Source organism: Mycobacterium palustre (assembly GCF_002101785.1).
Lineage (GTDB): Bacteria > Actinomycetota > Actinomycetes > Mycobacteriales > Mycobacteriaceae > Mycobacterium > Mycobacterium palustre.
In genome coordinates this window covers 1-18,493 of record NZ_LQPJ01000054.1, presented here as the reverse complement: position 1 = coordinate 18,493, position 18,493 = coordinate 1, and the positions used below count along the sequence as shown (strand labels likewise).

General features: G+C 64.4%; 13 protein-coding genes and 1 pseudogene. 3 read left to right on the top strand and 11 right to left on the bottom strand.

From position 1 onward, the window contains the following. Positions 1–68 precede the first annotated feature (68 nt). Positions 69–419 (top strand): annotated as a pseudogene (locus tag AWC19_RS04215) (transposase); the annotation flags it as partial. A 307-nt stretch (positions 420–726) separates the two neighbouring features. Here the strand turns inward: AWC19_RS04215 and AWC19_RS04210 are convergent. The 5 genes from AWC19_RS04210 to AWC19_RS04190 all read right to left on the bottom strand — a co-directional run bounded on the left by AWC19_RS04210 (position 727) and on the right by AWC19_RS04190 (position 6,055). Beyond that, positions 727–1,299, bottom strand: a complete 573-nt coding sequence (locus tag AWC19_RS04210) for a class I SAM-dependent methyltransferase (protein WP_085076835.1) — start codon at positions 1,297–1,299, stop codon at positions 727–729. Between the two features lie 54 nt (positions 1,300–1,353). Then, positions 1,354–2,277 (bottom strand): hypothetical protein, encoded by a 924-nt coding sequence (locus AWC19_RS04205; protein WP_085076834.1) that lies wholly within the window; start codon positions 2,275–2,277, stop codon positions 1,354–1,356. A gap of 388 nt (positions 2,278–2,665) precedes the next feature. Continuing rightward, positions 2,666–3,556 (bottom strand): glycosyltransferase family A protein, encoded by an 891-nt coding sequence (locus AWC19_RS04200; RefSeq protein ID WP_085076833.1) that lies wholly within the window; start codon positions 3,554–3,556, stop codon positions 2,666–2,668. Between the two features lie 346 nt (positions 3,557–3,902). Beyond that, positions 3,903–4,895 carry a polysaccharide pyruvyl transferase family protein gene (locus AWC19_RS04195; protein ID WP_085076832.1) on the bottom strand — a complete coding sequence of 331 codons (993 nt, stop codon included), beginning with the start codon at positions 4,893–4,895 and terminating at the stop codon, positions 3,903–3,905. A 101-nt stretch (positions 4,896–4,996) separates the two neighbouring features. After that, positions 4,997–6,055: a glycosyltransferase gene (locus AWC19_RS04190; RefSeq protein ID WP_085076831.1), complete on the bottom strand. Its 1,059-nt coding sequence runs from the start codon at positions 6,053–6,055 to the stop codon at positions 4,997–4,999. A gap of 346 nt (positions 6,056–6,401) precedes the next feature. Here AWC19_RS04190 and AWC19_RS04185 point away from each other — a divergent pair, with 346 nt between their 5' ends. Continuing rightward, entirely contained in the window at positions 6,402–8,156 is a 1,755-nt protein-coding gene (locus AWC19_RS04185) for an AMP-binding protein (RefSeq protein ID WP_085076839.1), read from the top strand. A gap of 14 nt (positions 8,157–8,170) precedes the next feature. Here AWC19_RS04185 and AWC19_RS04180 read toward each other — a convergent pair whose 3' ends face one another. Beyond that, positions 8,171–11,815 (bottom strand): MMPL/RND family transporter, encoded by a 3,645-nt coding sequence (locus tag AWC19_RS04180; RefSeq protein WP_425436872.1) that lies wholly within the window; start codon positions 11,813–11,815, stop codon positions 8,171–8,173. A 203-nt stretch (positions 11,816–12,018) separates the two neighbouring features. Here AWC19_RS04180 and AWC19_RS04175 point away from each other — a divergent pair, with 203 nt between their 5' ends. Continuing rightward, positions 12,019–12,804: a phthiotriol/phenolphthiotriol dimycocerosates methyltransferase gene (locus AWC19_RS04175; protein ID WP_142280972.1), complete on the top strand. Its 786-nt coding sequence runs from the start codon at positions 12,019–12,021 to the stop codon at positions 12,802–12,804. Here the strand turns inward: AWC19_RS04175 and AWC19_RS04170 are convergent. From AWC19_RS04170 to AWC19_RS04150, 5 genes are all read right to left on the bottom strand, one after another. Next, the gene (locus AWC19_RS04170; RefSeq protein WP_264072396.1) at positions 12,794–13,780 is read right to left on the bottom strand and encodes a glycosyltransferase family 2 protein; all 987 of its coding nucleotides are present in this window, start codon (positions 13,778–13,780) and stop codon (positions 12,794–12,796) included. The genes AWC19_RS04175 and AWC19_RS04170 overlap by 11 nt on opposite strands. A 43-nt stretch (positions 13,781–13,823) precedes the next feature. Continuing rightward, entirely contained in the window at positions 13,824–14,585 is a 762-nt protein-coding gene (locus AWC19_RS04165) for a GAP family protein (protein WP_085076829.1), read from the bottom strand. Positions 14,586–14,690: 105 nt separating this feature from the next. Further along, the gene (locus AWC19_RS04160) at positions 14,691–15,938 is read right to left on the bottom strand and encodes a glycosyltransferase (RefSeq protein WP_085076828.1); all 1,248 of its coding nucleotides are present in this window, start codon (positions 15,936–15,938) and stop codon (positions 14,691–14,693) included. A 78-nt stretch (positions 15,939–16,016) separates the two neighbouring features. Further along, positions 16,017–17,462, bottom strand: a complete 1,446-nt coding sequence (locus tag AWC19_RS04155) for a condensation domain-containing protein (protein WP_085076827.1) — start codon at positions 17,460–17,462, stop codon at positions 16,017–16,019. Between the two features lie 55 nt (positions 17,463–17,517). Then, positions 17,518–18,493, bottom strand: a 976-nt coding sequence (locus AWC19_RS04150) for a KR domain-containing protein (protein WP_142280971.1), incomplete at its 5' end; no start/stop codon positions are given.

Sequence of the window (18,493 nt, the reverse complement as noted above, 5' to 3'; positions counted from 1 at the left end):
CAGAAAATCCCAACGCACCGCGAAGGGGGGGCCAAAACTAGCCGTCACACTGGGGCCACTTCAAGTTGACATTGCCAGGCATGCTCGGCCGCCAGTTCCCCAAGGTCGAAACCATGTTGCGCGAGGCCGCCGCCGACATCACCGCCTTCGCCGACTTCCCGGTGGCCCACTGGAAAAAGATCTGGTCAACCAACCCACTGGAGCGATTGAACAAGGAAATCAAACGCCGCACCGACGTCGTCGGCGTGTTCCCCAACCCCGCCGCGCTGTTACGGCTGGCCGGCTCGGTACTCGTTGAGGCCCACGACGAATGGCAGGTCGCCGACAAGCGCTACCTCTCCGAGACCAGCCTCGCTCTGCTCGACGTCAGTGACCAAAGTGCCGAAACCATTGCCCCCACAGCCGCTCTCACGGCATAGTGGCTACCACAGAGCCACACGCGGACACGCGACCGCTCTTACACCACTCCACGGGACGTGACCAGAGGCTCCGCCAACGCCTTCGGGCTGAATACGCTGCCTTGGGAAGTGATCTGGGTCTTGATAGGGTCTGCTGACTCGCAGCCACTCGCTCCGCCGCGGGCTTGGGGCGCGGCCATGTGCGCCTCATGAATCTGCGCCGCACTCACCGTGGGGGACACCATCTGTTTAGCTGGGACGGTACAGGTCGAGAACCTCTGAGGCGACTCACCATACCCGCGCCCCATTTGCGGCCGAATCGCGGCGACTAGGCTAGCCGCGAAAAGACGAATAGCCTTTGGTCTTCCCAATTATCGTCTTGGGTAAGCGTAAAGCCACGTTGACGAAAGAGGGAGATGAGTTCGTCTTCCCGGTAGATGTTTAACCAACCACCCCTCATTCGACGTATGGTTTCCCGGACTGCGCGCAACGACAGAGCGCTTTTGGCTTGTGCCGTAACACATCCCAACACGCAGGTCGGAACCAGCTTAGTCAGCCAATCGAGAAATGAAGGGACGTCGCGCACGTATTCCAACACTCCCAGGAGGACGGCGACGTCGTATGCGTCGGTGCCCAGGTCTGGGAGAGGTCTCTGATTGAGGTCGAAGACGATCGTTCCCGGTCCTCGATCAACTATGTCAGATGGCACGTAGGAGCACGATGGGTCGAGGTACCGTTCGAGGACCCGCTTCCCCGCCCCGAACTCGATGACGCGACTGTGGTTCGGCACAAGGGTGGCAGCGATCTTCGAGCGAGGCTCCCAGTTCGCGTAGATATTGCGGGGATCGGCCCAGCGGTTGTAATCGGTCTTCTGGCGCAGTGCACTGACCGCCCTCAACATGTAATTCCTTCCATTTGACAAAACAGGGCCTGCAGTCTCGGCCTCAAGAGGCCATTAGCGCGGAGGGGTCCAATATGCGACCGGCTTTCGCTTGAGTCGTATCCCAGCGGACCTGATGAAGCTGCTGCGTGGGCGTGCCGGAGGGGATCCATCCGCGAAGTCCTGGAATTGCGGCCGAAACTTGAGGAGTTTGGGCTGGTACCACAAGTTTCCACAGAATTGAGTACGCTGCGCCGGGAGATGGTCATAGTGTGCCCGCACGGCATGCAGGGTGTCGTGGCGGGGAGAGAACACCACGATGCTGTTGTTGACAGTCTGGCGTTTCTTGGTGTCGCACCATTGCCACGGCACCCAGCAAGTATCGGCATCGGGGGTGTCCCTCCAGAAGCGTCGAACGAAGTCCCACTCTGGCTTGAAGGTCATGTAGTGGGTGTGGTAGTTGAGGTCTTCGGTGTTGGCGCCCGGGTTGACATTGAGCATCCAGGTGAGCGCCTTCTGCCTCATATCCGGGTGGGGGCTTATCTCGTAGCCATTGAGGTATTTCTGCACGCCGCCCTCCTGTTGGACGGGGGCGGTGATGCCGAACTTCCTGGTGAGCAGATCTTGCAACTCAGGGGACCGGAAAAACGCGTCAAGGGATTGCGCTGCCTCCGACTTGAGGTTCATGCAGCGCAACGCCATGCCTTTGGCCTCACATGCGGGATGGGTGTCTTTGGGTTTGACCGCGGCTTGAAGCCACGCAATGTATTCGGCGCGGGACTTCGTGCAGCCCGGGAAGTCGATGGGCTGATACCCCGCCGCATCGAGGCGGGCGAACAGCTCATTGACTTCCGCGGCTGCAGGCAGGGTGATCTCTGCGGCGCCCATCACCGCCTCGAAATCCTCACCGTCGAGGAAGTCCTCGATGTAGACGTGCGGGAACGGCTCGCCGCGAATCTCTGCCTTATCCAGTTTGTCTAGCAGGTATGTGAACGACATCCGATCCCCTGAGCGAATTACCTGGCGCTGCGCGAAAACTACAGCGTACCGGGGGCGCGGTGATTTCGTTACGGAATCCCGAGACCGACTGGCGTGACCAGGCTGCTCAGCGACTTTCGGGCGCCTAGCTACTCCTCACGTGGTATCCCGCGTGCCACCTGAGGCCGTCGAGCGTCGATTCTTTATCCGCGCCCTTCTCGCCCCTGGGTGGTCGGATACGTGCGAGACGTCCAAGCGGTGCTGAACGAGTTGACGAACGATGTCACGCTTCGCGTCTGACGCACGCGTATACGACTAGCGCAAGCACGGCTGGGTTAAAGCTAACGCGGAAAAGGGTTCTGGTCACTTTACGCGGACAAGGCTTGGCACTGGCAGTCGCGGTGGACAGTCACGGTGACACGACCATGGAACTGTCTGGGGGCACATAACCTTCCAAGTAAGATTTAGGCTGCGTCGGCCAAGTTCTGCGGTCAGGCTTTAGGGCTGCAGGGCCGACGGATTTCCAAAGTGTCAAGGCCCAGCCCTTCGACGGGCGAATGCCGAAGTCTCGGTAGAGGTGCGAGCGGTACGGCAGGGCGGGTCCGTAAACCGCGTTGTCACAGTGGTTTTCACCGTGGTCGACGTGGTAGACGGCGCCGGGGAAGGGCAGCGGCTCAAGAATGCGCCCGTGGTTTTTCCACCAGTCATAAGCCCACCCGTGTTCCAAGACGTGTTCGAGTCGCTCTCCGAAGGCTTCGGCGATCTCTTTCTGCGTCGCGTTCACGGTGAGGTCCCTGGGAACGTCGTACGCCTCGAACGGGATGATGAACGAGGTGCCGCAAATGTTGTAAAACTTCTTAAGCGGCCTGTAAGCGTTCCTCGCGCGCGAGTACATCCACCCTTGATCGACAGCCCATCCGGCATGGCCCGGGCGGGCGTGAACAAAAGCCGCGAGCTCTCGATGGACGAAATCGTCGGCATCCACGGCCATAACGTATTCGGGCGCGAAGTCACGCGCTGTCATGAGACCGATGGCATTCTTCGTGCCCTTGTCCCAGATGACTGCCGCCGGCCCCGTCCGAGGTCCCTTGTGTATGGAGGGCGGCGGGAAGTTGACTTCAACGAACTTCGTGCGCTTCGGCAGCGGGAACGCTGGTCGCCGATTCCCGACGATGATCACTATGTAGTCGTCGCACGTTTGGCGAGTCAACGACGTCAATGTGTCTTGCAGCAGCGATTCGACGCGGCCATAGTCTGCGGAGTTATGCGGATGACGCAATGTGGTGATGAAAGCGATCATCTGGTATCCCCTTCAAAGCGCGCAGCCCGCCCCACCCGATGCGAGAGAAGCATAGTTGAAAGCGATGCTGAGGAAGCCTGTTTTGCCCAAGTCAGGCGATCGGCAACTTGCTTGAAGTCCGGGTCGGCCTCGATCGCCGCACGGTCTTCCCCGTCCCGGCAGATTCCCGACGAGCCCGGGCAAACGATCGCAAGTCAGTCCGCGACGGCGCTCCGTCGACGTGGGCGACATGCAACCGGCCCTGCCCGGTGCTGCGCCACCACTGCTCAGCCACTTCTGAACGAGTCCATGTGGTGCAGGCATTTTCCTGGCCGACGCGTGCCAGGGCGCTGCATTGGCATCTAAGTCATTCGACGCCAAGACCCAAGTGGCGTCCAAGGGCGACGTACTCGGCCTGGAGCCGCTGCCGAAGTCGTGCGACGCCGGCGCGGGTCGTGGCCCTGATGTTCGACGAGTCGGCGAGCGCACCGGCAACGCGGTCGATGACGGCGGCGCTGCTCACTTCGTCGGTGCGGATGAGCGAACGTTCGTCGTCGATCGAGAGCGCGAAATCCCTGCACTTCGGCTGATACTCCAGCGAGATGACCGGTGTGGCTGACAGCGATGCCAAGATCCCCGCGTGCAGCCGGCTGACGACCGCCACCGAACAGCGGGCCAATTCCCGCGCCGCGGCATCGGCGTCGACGGGGTGCACGATGTCGGCGACCACATCCTTGAGCGCGATTTCGGTCCATCGACGGTCGTCATGCTTCATCAGTATTCCGACGAACCGGTAACCCTGCGATGACAGTTGCCGGACGGTGACCGAGACCTCGTCGGCCAACCTCACGGGATCATGGCCCCAAAGATCATCTCCGAAGCCAAGATTCACTCCGATGAGGCCGTCTTCGGGAACCACGTCGGGCTGTGGGAGCAGAAGCGCCGGGTCGCCGGACACCTCCACATTCAGCCCGACCTCGGCCAGCAGTTCCGCGCTTCGGGGTCCTCGGACCGACACGATGGGGAACTCCGAAAGTATTGGCGCCCATCGTCTCAGCTCGTCTTTGTCCGAGCCGGTATTGCGTCCGACGAACACCGGGTCTTCGACGCCAACGCCAATCGCGTAGCCGCCGGTGTTTTTGGTGAGCGCCAAGCCACGATTGATGAATTCCCTCCACTGGGCCCTACCGACGATCGTGCCGCCACCGACGACCAGGCTGCTGCGTCGCAACAACCGATTCAAACCCGTTAGGTAGGAACGGATCACCTCTCGCGGGGAAGAGGGCAGATCGAGGAACGTCGCGCCGGGAAGCTGTGAGCGGACCGCATCGTAGATCGCCTCGTCGCCGAGGTTGCCCATGCGGTGCCAGCCGACGTAGGCGACCAGGGGATCCCGGCGCCCGTCCTGCCGCGGCGCGCCAGTGTGCGGTGTGGCGTTGTCTCGGCCATTCCAGGGCGCTTTCAAACGCGGTCGTCCCCTGAGTGAAACGCTTTGCCTCTCAGCCGCCCTTGCCAGGCGGACCACGTGTCGGTGGCCGCCCGCCAGCTCAGCGAATCGGCGGCGAATTTTGACCACATGGCATTGAGCCGCCGCAGTGGCGACGCATAGCGCTTCTGAAGTGCCAGCATCGCGATGCGCGGGTGCTGCGTGACGGTCTCCAGTAGAGCGGCCCGGCCATCCGGGCCCGGGATCTTCGCGACCTGGGCGAGGACCAGGTCGGCTTGCTCGCCGATGATCTCCTCGCGCACAGGGTCGTCGGGGAACAGGTCGAGCATCGCGTCGAACGTCGCCGCATGTCTGACACCGTGCGTCACCCAAAACTTCTCCGGGTCGACGGCCAGGTCGTACCACATCCCCTCAGAGTGGCGGCGGTAGACCGCCATGGTGTCGGGCAGTAGGGCGATGTCGCCGTGGACCGCGTGGCGTACGTGCAGGTACCAGTCCAGTGGCATCACAGCGGCCGGGATGTCGTCGTAGCGCGCGAGGCGCCGGTACATGACCGAGTTCGTCTGGATGAAGTTCCGCCGGAGCAGCCTCTCCAAGCTCAGGTCGCGGCGCCAATCCACCGGGGGGAACTCCGAGTCCTTGGCGCGGCCGTCTTCCCACACCACCCGAACGGGATGAAAACACACCGCGGTCCCCGGATGCCGGTCCAAAAAGGCCACCTGTTTGCTGAGCTTCAGCGGATCGATCCAATAGTCGTCGCCCTCGCACAGCGCGACGTACTCGCCGCGGGCGGCAGACAAAGCGCCGACCAGGTTTTCGTTGAGGCCAAGGTTCTCGGGCCTGAAGATGGGCCGGAACAAGTCCGGGTGGCGGTCGGCGTACTCCCGAATGATCGCTGGCGTGGCGTCGGTCGAGGCGTCGTCCGCGACGATGATTTCCATCGGGAAGTCGACCTGTTGTGCGACAAAGCTGTCGAAGGTTTGGCGAACGTAGCCCTCCTGGTTGTGGCTGGTCGCCACGACGCTGACCTTGGGGGTCACCTCGGGTGAGTTTGCCGTTGTCGGCTGGGTCACACTGCGCTCCCGTCTTCGCGGCGGCTATCGCGGTTGCGGCGCGGGTCGGCGGGTTCGGAGGGAAGCGAGCCTTCGCGGAGCTGTCGCACCGCGGCCCTTTCGCCGGAGAGCGTGCAGCCCACGCTGGCGAAGTATAGCGAGGCGGCGCCGGGGCCGGGGGCGAACCGCGGACGCCGCCCATGCCGGTCGCCGCGGCGCAATGTGCCCGCCCGGGGCCGCCTATGATCGGTCGCCGATAACGCCGGCACGCACCGAGCTCCTTCATTTCTGGGGGGCGGCGGTTGGTGCGACCGTAACCTTAGCGTTCCTGGCCAGAAACGCGTGTGACGAAGGTAGGGTGTTGTCCGTGGTTCAGACTTCCATCCCTGGTGTGCTGCGCGAACGCGCCAGCCTGCAGCCCAACGACACGGCGTTCACATATGTTGACTATGACCACGATTGGGACGGCGTAGCGCACACCTTGAGCTGGTCGCAGTTGTACCGGCGCGTGGTGAACCTGGCCGAGCAGCTCAGCGACCACGGATCGACGGGTGAGCGGGCCCTCATACTGGCGCCGCAGGGGCTGGACTACGTCGTCAGCTTCCTGGGCGCGTTGCAGGCCGGGCTCGTCGCGGTTCCGCTGTCGGTTCCTCACGGCGGCGCCCACGACGAACGCACCATCGCGGTTTTGGGGGACACGTCGCCGTCGGTGGTGCTCACGACGTCAGCGGTGATCGAGAACGTCAACGCGGCCGTGCAATCGCAGCAGGGACAGTCGAAACCCCCGATCGTCGAAGTCGATTCGCTGGATCTCGATACGCGCCAGCGCCCCACCGGCCCGAGGCCCCGTGCCAAGGCGGGCGACGGGTCGGACTTCATCTATCTGCAGTACACGTCGGGGTCCACGCGGACGCCGGCCGGTGTGATGGTCTCCAACAAGAACGTCTTCGCCAACTTCGAGCAGATCATGGGCGACTTCTTCGCGCCCGAAGGCGGGGTGCCGCCCGTCGGCATCACCGTGGTGTCGTGGCTGCCGCTGTACCACGACATGGGCCTGCTGTTGGGGATCCTCATGCCGATTCTGGCGGGCGTACCGACCCTGCTGAGCAGCCCGGTGGGGTTCCTGCAGCGACCGGCCCGGTGGATGCAATTGCTGGCGCAGCACCGCTGCACGATTTCGGCGGGGCCGAACTTCGCCTACGAACTTGCGGTGCGCAAGACGTCCGACGACGATATGGCCGGGCTCGACCTCGGTGGGGTGCACACGATCCTCAACGGCAGCGAGCGGGTACAACCCGCGACCCTCAAGCGCTTCGCGGATCGATTCGCGCGCTTCAATTTCGATCCCAGGGCGCTGCGGCCGTCGTATGGCATGGCGGAAGCGACCGTGTACATAGCGAGCCGTCAAGTGGGCGAGCCCCCCAAGATAGGTCAGTTCGACTCCGAGAAACTGCCCGCCGGCCAAGCGATCCCGTGCCTAAACGGAAGCGGCACACCGCTGGTCAGTTACGGGAGCCAGCAGTCAACGCTGACGCGCATCGTCGATCCCGACACCGGTAGCGAGTGTCCGGATGGGACGGTCGGGGAGATCTGGGTGCACGGCGACAACGTCGCCTTGGGGTACTGGCAAAAACCGGAGGAAACCCAACGCACGTTCGGCGCGAAGATCGTCGACCCTTCCAACGGCACGCCTGAGGGTCCCTGGCTGCGAACCGGGGACTCGGGGTTCATCTCGGAGGGCGAGCTGTACATCATCGGCCGCATCAAGGACCTCCTGATTGTCTACGGGCGCAACCACTCTCCCGACGACATCGAGGCGACGATCCAGGAGATCACCGCCGGCCGCTGCGCGGCGATAGCGGTCCCGGACAAGGGCGTCGAAAAGCTGGTCGCCATCATCGAGCTCAAGAAGCGGGGCGACTCCGACGAGGAGGCGGCCGAAAAACTACGCGGAGTCAAACGCGAAGTCACGTCGGCGATTTCGAAGTCGCACGGCCTGAGCGTCGCGGATCTGGTTCTGGTCTCGCCCGGTTCGATCCCCATCACCACGAGCGGCAAGATCAGGCGGTCGCAGTGCGTCGAGCTGTACCGGCAGGACGAGTTCGTCCGATTGGACGCCTGAGCGCCTTCTCGCCCTTAGGCGCCGGGCCCGAACAAGGGAAGCGGCTGGCTGACGTCGGCAGCGGCCGGTTGATCGCCGTTCTTCTCCCCGCCGGCGTGGCCGTTGCCGTTCGCTTTGCCGCCATTGCCGCCGAGGCTGACGGGGCGGCGTGACTCGATGTCCGGCCCGAACAGCGGCAGGGGGTGCCCGGCATCGCGCCCCGGCTTGGAACTGGTGCTGGCGCCGCCGGCCGCCGGCGAATCCAAACCCGACTGGTGCAGAGAGTGGGTCACGTGCTCCGGCAGGCCGCTGAGGTCGAACAACGGAAGCGCATGGGAGGGAACGCGTTCCACCGACCGCTTGCCGCTCGTCGCCGCCCCGGCGGCGGGCTTGGCGCCGGTCGGCCGGCGACGCGGCTTGGTCCGCGGCTTGTGGCTGGGGGGGACGAGTTTGAGGCGGACGAGCAGGTCGTCGGAACGCCACGGCCGTTCCGACTCCCCGTTCGCCTCGCGGGCCGATGATGTAGCGGGAGCCGGCCACGCCTCCCGTCGGGGAATCACTTTCATCCGGATCAGCTGCTCGGTCAGCTGGTCGAGCTGTTGCTGCTTCTTGTGGTGGGCCGCGACGACCTGCGCGGCGCTCTTGCCCAGATGTGAAGGCCACCAGTTCTTCTGGCCGATCATGGCGGCCATGGCCGGCACCGTGATCGTTCGGACCAGGAAGGTGTCGATCAAGATTCCCATGCCAAGGATGAATCCGGCCTCGGCCATGGTGTAGATGCTGGCGGTCATCAGGCCGAACATCGAGGCGGCGAAGATCAGGCCGGCCGACGTGATCACGCCACCGGTCGAACCCACGGTGCGAATGACGCCGACACGCACCCCATGCGGCGACTCGTCGCGGATGCGGGAAATCAGCAGCATGTTGTAATCGGCGCCGACCGCGACGAGCAGGATGAAGGACAACCCGGGCAGGCTCCAATGGAGGTTCTGTCCGAGGAGGATCTGGAACACCAGGACCCCGAGGCCCATGGCCGACAGGTACGAAAGCAGCACCGAACCGATCAGGTACAGCGGGGCGATGACGGCCCGCAGCAAACCGACCAGGATCAGGAACACGATGAGGATAGTCGCGGTGACGATGAAGGCGATATCGCTGTTGTAATAGTCGCGTGTGTCACGGAGCCCGGTGGAAATTCCGGCCACGGACACCTTGGCATCGGACAGTTCGGTGTTCGGCTGCGCGGTTTGCGCCGCCTTGATGATCTTGGCGATCTGATCCATGGCTTCGGTGGTGAACGGATTCAGACCGCTCTGGATGAGGTACCGCGCGGCATGGCCATCCTGGGATATGAAGATGGCGGCGCCCTGCTTGAACTCATCCCGCGTCATGACCTGCGGCGGGATGTTGAAACCGGCCATGGACGGCTTGGCGTCCGTGTTCTGCTTCATGTTCAGCAGGAATTCCGACGCCTCGCCGAGGCCGGTGCCGATCTTTCGGGTCTGGTCCACCAGTTCTTTCACGCCACCGGCGACGGCCCGGCTGCCGTCGGCGAGGGCATTGGCGCCCTGCTCCGCCTGGCTCATCGTGTTTTGCAGGTTCTTGATCGTCTTTAAGGCGGTGGAGGCTTGGGTCAGCGTCTGCTGCACCTTGTCGAGCGTCTGGCCGACGGTCTGCATCTTTCCGGCCGCTTGCAGGTTGCGGGCCATGGCCTTGATCGAGGTGAGCGTTCCGTCGTTGTTGGCCTGAACCATCGCCGCCAAACTGGCACGCGAGTTCACACACCCCGGATCGGCATTGCAGTCCGGACTGTTGTTGAGGGCCACCAACATCGGTGTGGCCCAAGCGGCGATGCTTTGCGCGTTGACCGTGGACGCGTCGAGATTGTCGCCGAGCGTTTTCATCTGACCCGTGTATGCGGCGCCCTGGTCGAGGGCGGCGATGGTCTTGTCGCCGCCGGCCAGTTGCTCCATGGTCATCAGCGCCGATGCCACCGGGGCAAGGCTGGTTAGCGCCCCGGTGACCTGATCGCGCAGCTGTGCGAGCGCATCGGCCAGCTGATTGGAGCCGTTGACCAACCGGTCCAGATCATTTCCGTGGTTCTGAATCTGGGTTGAGCCATCGGCGAGCTTGCTGCCGACCTCTCCGGCCTGGAACGAAATCTTGGTCTGCTCCAACGGTTCTCCGTTGGGCCGGGTCAGCCCCCGCACCATCGTGATGTTGGGGACCTGGCTCACGCGGCTGGCCATCTGCTCGAGGTCGGCGAGGGCGGTCGGGGTCCGCAGGTCGTGCGAGGGCGACTGGATGAACATCACCATGGGGGTGAGCGCGTTCTGCGGGAAATGGCGATCCATCGCCTGGTATCCCTGGGAACTGTCCACCGAATCCGGCATCGACTTGAGATCGTCGTAGTTGAATCGCATCACGGACGTACAGCTGGCCAACGCGATGAGCACAATGAGGCTGCCGACCAGGTGGATGCGCGGCCGCCGCACGACGCGGGTTCCCGTCACCCGCCAGAAGCGGGTGGCCAGCTCCCGCCGCGGCTTGATCCAGCCACGCCGCCCGGCGAGCACGAGCATGGCCGGCATCAGGGTCGTGGCGCACAGCAACGCCACCAACACCGAGATCGAAATCGCCGGGCCTACGCTCGAGAACACTTCCAGCTTGGTGAACACCATCGCGAGGAACGTGACCGCGACGGTGGCCGCCGACGCGGCGATCACCTTGCCGATCGACATCAACGCCATCTTGACCGCTGTGTCGGAATCGTGGCCGCGACGCACAAAGTCGTGATAGCGACTGATCAGGAAGACGGCATAGTCGGTCCCCGCCCCGATCATGACCGCGCTCATCAGGACCAGGCTCTGCAGGTTCACCGGTAGGCCGACTTGGGCAAGCCCCGACAACACGCCCTGCGTGGTCCCAATGGACGCGCCGATGTTGAGCAGCGGCACCAGCATCGTGACCACGTTGCGATAAATGAGCGCCAGAATTATCAAGACGCTCACCACGGTGCCGATTTCGATGAAATGCGCGTCTTCCTGCGCCATTTCGGTGGCATCGATGATGCTCGCGAGCGGTCCGCTGACGTACGCGGTCATGGTCGTTCCCGCGGTCGCCTGCTTGGCGATCGCCTGGACGTGTTTATAGCTCGCGATCGTGACCGGCGAGGTCGGAGCGCCTGGGAAAGAGACGGGCAAGATGAAGGCTTTGCCGTCCTTGCTCGCCAGGACTTCGCGCATTTGCGGCGAGCCGAGGAAGTCCTGCACCGTCACCTGATCCTGCTTATCCTGGTGCAGCTTTTCGACCAGATTGCGGTAGGTGTTCTCGTCGGCGGGCGTGATGCCCTTCTCGTCGGTCAGCACGATCATCAGGAGCGCGCCGCCGAGCCCCAAGGGATTCGCCGAAGCCTTGGCGTCGCCAGGCCCCCCGGAGTTACCGCCGCCACCGGGGCCCCCGGCACCCCCGGAATTTCCCCCGATCGGGGCGAAGGCCTTCGCCATCTCCGCGTTGGTGATCATCGTGGGAGCGTCGTCCGGGAGGGGCTTTTGCTCGTGCTTTCCGACCTCTACCATGAGCGGCGGAAAGATCAGTGCCAAGGTGGCGGCGAACCCGATCCAGCAGGCGATGATAAGCAGCGGCCAACGCACGACGGCATCGCTGATGCGGTCGAAGATTCCCCCTGGCTTGGCCGCCTCGCCCGAGCCAATCCGGCTTGACACGCAATCAACCCTACAATCAAGCCCCCGATCGCGAGGGCTAATCAAGATCGCCGACTGGCCGTCGTTCTACCCCGCCAGTTCCCTTCAGAAGGCGGAGGACAGCGATTGAGGCGCCCGTTCTGCGCAGAGGGCGGCGGGATCCATGCAACACTCTCCCGGTGACCCACAGATTCCGCCTGCAGTCCAACAAATTAGTCGGAAAACTCACCACGAAGTACGTTCTGCCCCTTGGTACCCGCCAGGTCGGGGACAACGTGGTGTTCTTCAACTTCGGTTACGAGGAAGACCCCCCGATGGACCTTCCGCTGGAGGGATCGGACGAGCGCAACCGGTACTGCATCCAGCTGTATCACGTCACCGCTGCCCAGGTGGATCTCACCGGCAAGCACGTCCTGGAGGTCAGCTGCGGCGCGGGCGGGGGAGCCTCCTACATCATGCGCACGATGGGCCCCGCGTCCTACACGGGACTCGACCTCAACCCGGCCAGCGTCGAGAAGGCCCGAAAGAGCCACAGGCTGCCCGGTCTGACGTTCGTGCAGGGCGACGCGCAAAACCTACCGTTTCCGGATGAATCCTTCGACGCGGTGATCAACGTCGAAGCCTCGCACCAATACCCCGACTTCGCTCGGTTCCTCGCCGAGGTGGCGCGCGTGCTTCGCCCGGGCGGACATTTCCTGTACACGGACAACCGTCGCCCGGACGCCCTGCCCTGGTGGGACATGGTGCTGTCCGAAGCCCCCCTGCGAGAGCTTTCGCGACGGGACATCCTCGAAGAGACCAAGCGCGGCCTGGCGGGAAACACCCAGCGCTCCCATGAGGTGCTCAGTCGCCGAGTGCCGCAATTCGTGGCTCGCGCGATCCGTTATGGCGTCGACATGATGGACCGGGATCTGGAGCGAGACGGCGGCATCGCGTACCGGTTGTTTTGCTTCGTCAAGGACTGATGCGGCGATTCGCGTCGCCACTCGGTGAGGCGAGCTTGTCGGCCAGTTGTCGGGCTCGCGCGAACTCGGTGGTACGGGCGTCCGCCAGCAGCTGGAGGCGAGACCGCCGCTCGGGCCCGAGCAGCGCGACGCCCAAGCACATCACCGCCCACTTGAGCACCCACCACACCCTGGCGGTAACCCGAACCACCGGGGGCGACTGCGGATCCACGATGAGCCAGGTAAGGATGCGCAGGTGGTCGAGCCAATTCCGCCGCGCTTTCAAGATGCTCAGGGTCGTCGTGCCGGCCGTGTGAGTGCGAACCGAAAGCTTCCGCCGCACGAAGCCCACATCGCATCGCAACATCAACCGAAGCCAAAAATCCAGGTCGACGAGCTGGTAGATGTCCTCGCGGAGGCAGCCCGCGTCCAGGGCGAGCTGGCGGCGAAACATCACGCAGGTCGGCTCACCGATCCAGTTGCCCATCGCGGCCTGCAGCATCATCTGGGCGACCAGGAAGGGCCCGTGGTTGTGCTTCTGAAGCCAGGGGAACCAGACGTGGGCCGGACCCAATCGCCGGTGCAACGGCACGTTCTTGTCGTTGATCACGCGCCGGGGCGCGAAAGCCATTCCGACGGCAGGGTCGTCGAAAAAAGGGACAAGCGTCTGCAGCGCCCCCGGCAGCAACCAGTCGTCACCGTGCACGAACTGGATGTAGCGGCCGCGCGCGACTTCGATGCACTTGTTGTGGTTCCCGTTGAGGCCGAGGTTCGGCCGGTTGCGGATCAGCCGGTCACCGGGCCGCAGCATCGCCGCGGCGATCGCGGCGGAGTCGTCGGACGAATCGTCGTCGCAGATCACGATCTCGAAGTCGACGCCGTCCTGGTCGAGAATGCTGCGCAGACAGCGTTCGATCGTCCCGCTGTTGTTGTACATCGGCACGCACACCGAGACGGTCGGGGCGGCCGGCGGCCGGTCCACGTCGATCGCGTTCACTCAGATACCGCCCCGTTCGACAGCCATCACGCCGTCGCAGCGCTCAAAGGCTGCTGATACCCCGCATGAGGGACCCGACCGCCATCAGCGCCAGCATGACTTCGAAGATCTGCCGGCGATGAGCGGTGATATAGGCGTTGAATGCCCGCATCGCCGCTTGCGTTTTTTGTGGCGCCGCCAGGTAGCTGACCAACGGAAGCTCGATGAAAGCGAGTCCGAGGAGTACGAACAGCATGAAGGCGAGGAACTGCGTGCCGGCGGGGGCCCTCGAACCCATGATGAACGTCAGCACCATCGGGCCTTCGATGGGTGGAACCGTGGACCCGAGTCCGACCACGAACGCCGGCCAGGCGAAGCCGGATTCCAGGATGGCGTGGATGCGGGTCCCGATCGCCGACGCGATAGACCGTTGTCGTCGGGCAGGCAAGCTCTCCGACGCGGCACCGCCTCCCGCCAGCACGGGTGCCGCCCATGAGATCCACCCGCGATCGCGGGCCACCATCAAGGCCAGGGTTGCCAGCGCCATCACGCCAAGGGTGAGGTGGAGATGGTCGCCGGCCAGCAGGACGACCGCGGACCTGGCGTTGTTGATCGCGGAGGCCGCTGCCTGAATCGGCGCGAGCGCGATGTCGTGCAGCATGATCAGGACCGCTATTCCGACCGCGACGCCGGCGATCATGCCGCCCACCCAGCAGGCGAGCAAACTGACCATGGCGCGCCGCCGCGACATCAGGACGGCCGCGATGCCGAATCTTGTGGGATCCATCAGCATCCCGACCCCGATAAACACCACATAAGTCCACATCGGGTCAAAACGTTACTAGGTTGCGGCGTATCCCGCGGCGTATCTGGCGGATTGGCGCCAACGACACTCGAGCGAGCTACTTTCGGATTGTGCTCGGGGGACGCCTTAAGCGCCCACGCGGACGGTCTGCTCCAATAGGTCCGCGGCCCTGGCAACGCTTTCGCTGGGCTTCGCCATTCGTGGGGCGATCCGGCGTGCGCGCTCGACGCATTCGGGCGCCAGGATCCCGCGCAGCTTCCGGACCAGCGATTTGACGGTGATGTTGGTCAGCTTCTTCGCGGAACCGACCTTCAGCCGTTTGACCTGCGTCGCCCAGATGAACTGGTCGGCCACGTCCCACAGCACCAGCGTCGGCAGGCCGGCGCGCAGCCCGGCCGCGGTGGTGCCCGCGCCGCCGTGGTGCACGGCAGCCCGGCACATGGGCAATATCTTGGTGTAGTTGACCTGATCGACAAGCTTGACGTGGTCGGGATGCGGGGTGGGACCGGTCGCGCCGGAGTAAATCAGCGCCCGCTCGCCCAGTTCGGCGCAGGCCTCGGCGATCATCGTCACTGTTTCGGCGGGGGACTGGACCGGTGTGCTGCCGAAACCGAAGTAGATCGGCGGTGACCCGGCCGAAACCCATGACGCCACTTCGTCATCCGTGTCCGCGCCCAGCTCGAGCGTCAGCGCGCCGACGAAGGGGCGGCGGCCGTTCCATTCCGCCGCCAGTCCCGGGAAAACCGCCTGATCATAGGCCTGGATTTCCAGCGTTCCGCCTTGGGCCATCCGTTGCCAGGCCGGGATCTGCGTCGGCGGCAGGCCCAGTTCGCGGCGCTGCGCGTCCTCGTCCGCCTTGGTGATGACGTGCGAATACAGCCACCACGCCGCCTTCAGTGTCGTACGCGCCGCGAAAGCCGGCGACGGTAGGAACGGAACACCGATCTGACCGTTGACCCGCACCGGGAAGTGATGCAGCCCGGCCAGCGGAATGCCGTGGTACTCCGCGACATTCGCCACAACGCCGTGGTAGGTCTGGCCGGTCAACAGCAGGTCGGCCCCGTCGGCCAGCGAGGTGAGCTCCCGGCTCATCTCCGCCCAGCCCTCGACGAAGAGTTTGCGCAGATCGCGCATGAAGCGCAACGGGTTCTGGATCGTGAGGGCGTTGTGCGTGAAATCCGCGACCGCGACGACCTGCTCCTGCGTGTCCGGGCCGTAGGGAACCGCCGAAAGCCCGGCGGACTCGACGAACCCAACCAGGTTGGGCGGCACCGCCATTCGGACTTCGTGCCCCCGGCGGTGCAACTCCGCGGCCACCGTGGCGCCCGGCTCGATGTCGCCGCGCGTTCCGTGGGCGGCCAGCACAAACTTCATCGGCGATGCTCGGTCTTATTCTGCAGGCGGCGGTCAGCTACCCGGGCCGGCGCACTGTGGAACGACGCGCTTCGATGCTTACCTGGCGACGCGAACCGGCACCCCGGCAAGCGTGTCGGCGACGACCCGGTCGAACACCGACTTCAGCGCCTCCGTCCAGCGGATCACGGACTCGCGGGCGACGGGGTTGTTCGGGTAGGACACCATGATCGAGACCTCGTCGAACAGACGAAAAACCGTCGAGTACATATAGGCCGGGCTCCTGCCGTCGGTCAGCGCGGTCGCGTTCACACCATCCAGTGCGGTGGCCACGACACCGGAAAGCGGCGGAAGGCCCGCGTCCATGTAGCTCATCATGGTGAACTGCGGACCGTACTTCTTCAGCCAGGGCGCCAACTCCAGCACGCGGTCGTACGGCACATGCGCGCACTTCATGTTCGCGTCGAAGGAAGCCTGCGCGGCGCGGGCGGTCTCTTCGAACGAGCTCGGGTTGATGGCGACGGTGAACGGCACCACACCGGTGAACCAGCCCACCGTCATGAAGTCCTCTGGGCTCTTGCGCTTGTCGGTGGGAGTGAGCCCGTAATACGTTTCCTCACCGGTCAATTCGAAGTGCGTCAGGGCCGCACAAGCGAACAGGCCACCGCTGAACCGGGCACCGGCACGTTGGCACAGGGCCTCGAACTGCGCCATCTGGTCGGGGCCCAGCAGCTGCTGCACGTGGACGTCGCCGCCGCACGGTATTGACTGATCGCCAAGCGGCAGTGGGAAATCGGGCAGGCTATTACCGTTAGCCTCGGCGAACTCGATCCACGTGCGCACCTCCGGCGAGTCCACGGTCATCGAGGCGATCGTCTGGTGTTCCCGCAGGCAAAACTCGTCGTAGGAGGTCGTCGGCGGCAGCGAAATAGGCGCCCTGCCTTCGACGATGGAGTTGTAGTTCATCAGGATCTCGATGTAGAGCCCGGAGAGCAGCATGGGGTCGCAGTGCAGGTGGTCGACAACCGCGTACAGCGTGAAGCGGTCGTCGTATTGGATGATGCCGAATCGAAAGCAGTCCCACTGCAACGGATCCGGGGTGGCCAGCACGTGGTCGTGCCACTGCTGCCGGGTCAGGACCCCGTACTCTTTCGGGACGAACTGGATATCGCGCGCGTTCTTCATGGTGTGCCGGACGATGTTCTTCTCATCGATGTACTCGAACCAGCTGTGGTACGTCGCCTGGCGTCGCAGGTGCGCGTTGATCAGGTAGGTCATGGCGCGAACGTCGCACCGGCCCGGGACATCCCACGACCCCATGACCGTCCGCGAGTAGTCGAGCCCCTTCCGGCCGAACTCGACAAATCCGCGAATGTGGCCTGCCTGCATTGAGCTCGGCGGCACCGGGCTCACCGGAGCCTGCCGCGCTTTGGCCAGTGAACCGGGCGTTGGTTCCCACGTCACGACCGAGCCTTCGCCCGGGTCCCAGTCGTAGGCGTTGCCGACACGCAAGCTGTCGTGCTCCGAGCCTCCACCTATGAACACGCTTACCTCCTCTGCTCCAACCCCGGCACTAGCGACTTCGCTCTGAGCTTCTAGGTCATGCGGGCGCAGTCTCTTTCGGAGCCAGCTTGTCGAATAGGTGATCCGCCAAACCCCGCACCGTGGTGATGTCGGCGGAGGTGATCCTTACCCCCGTTTGGGCCTCGATGTGGGTCCGCAACTCGAGGTTGCCCAGCGAGTCGAGGCCATATTCGGACAGTCTCTGGTCAGGGTCGATGTTGCGACGCAGAATCAGTCCGATCTGCTCTGAGAGCAGGCGCCGCAGCCGGCCGGGCCACTCCTCGAGCGGCAGCTCGGCCAGTTCGGCGCGCAACTTGCTTGAGCCGGAACGCTTTTCGCCCGCAGACTTGAACATCTCGAGGAACTTGCTGCGGTCCGCGAAGGACGAGATCCACGGTGTGCCGATCAGCGGGGCATAACCCGTGTACGTGCGGGCGTGGCGCAGCAGCGATTCGAACGCGTAGGCGCCCTCGTCGGGAGTAATCGCAGCGCCCGTGCCCTCGGCGAATCCGGCACCCCGGCCGATCTCGCCCCAGGCGCCCCATGCGATCGCCATGGCCGGCAGCCCCTGGGCGCGTCGCCAGTGCGTGAACGCGTCCAGCCAGCTGTTGGCCGCGGCGTAGGCGCCTTGCCCGGGCGAACCCAGCAGGGCGGCCGCCGAGGAGAAGGAGCAGAACCAGTCCAGGTCCTCAGATGCGGTGGCCCGGTGCAGATTCCACGCGCCGTAGACCTTGGGCGTCCAGTCGCGCTCGATGAGCTCGTCCGTGATGTTGGTCAGCGTGGCGTCCTCGACCACCGCGGCCGCGTGCAGCACACCGCGCAACGGAAGCCCCGTCGCGGTCGCCGTTGCCACCAACCGCTCGGCGGTGCCCGCCTGGGCTATGTCGCCGCACTCTACGATCACGTCAGAACCTATCGCCCGGACGAGCTCGATCGTTTCAAGCGCCTTCTGCGTGGGCTCGGAACGCGAGGTGAGCACGATGCGGCCGGCGCCGGCGGCGGCGTGCTCACCT

Coding starts and splice junctions, on each gene's coding strand:
- AWC19_RS04210 (WP_085076835.1), bottom strand. CDS start 1,299: ATGTTGAGGGCGGTCAGTGCACTGCGCCAGAAGACCGATTACAACCGC.
- AWC19_RS04205 (WP_085076834.1), bottom strand. CDS start 2,277: ATGTCGTTCACATACCTGCTAGACAAACTGGATAAGGCAGAGATTCGC.
- AWC19_RS04200 (WP_085076833.1), bottom strand. CDS start 3,556: ATGATCGCTTTCATCACCACATTGCGTCATCCGCATAACTCCGCAGAC.
- AWC19_RS04195 (WP_085076832.1), bottom strand. CDS start 4,895: ATGGGCAACCTCGGCGACGAGGCGATCTACGATGCGGTCCGCTCACAG.
- AWC19_RS04165 (WP_085076829.1), bottom strand. CDS start 14,585: ATGTGGACTTATGTGGTGTTTATCGGGGTCGGGATGCTGATGGATCCC.
- AWC19_RS04160 (WP_085076828.1), bottom strand. CDS start 15,938: ATGAAGTTTGTGCTGGCCGCCCACGGAACGCGCGGCGACATCGAGCCG.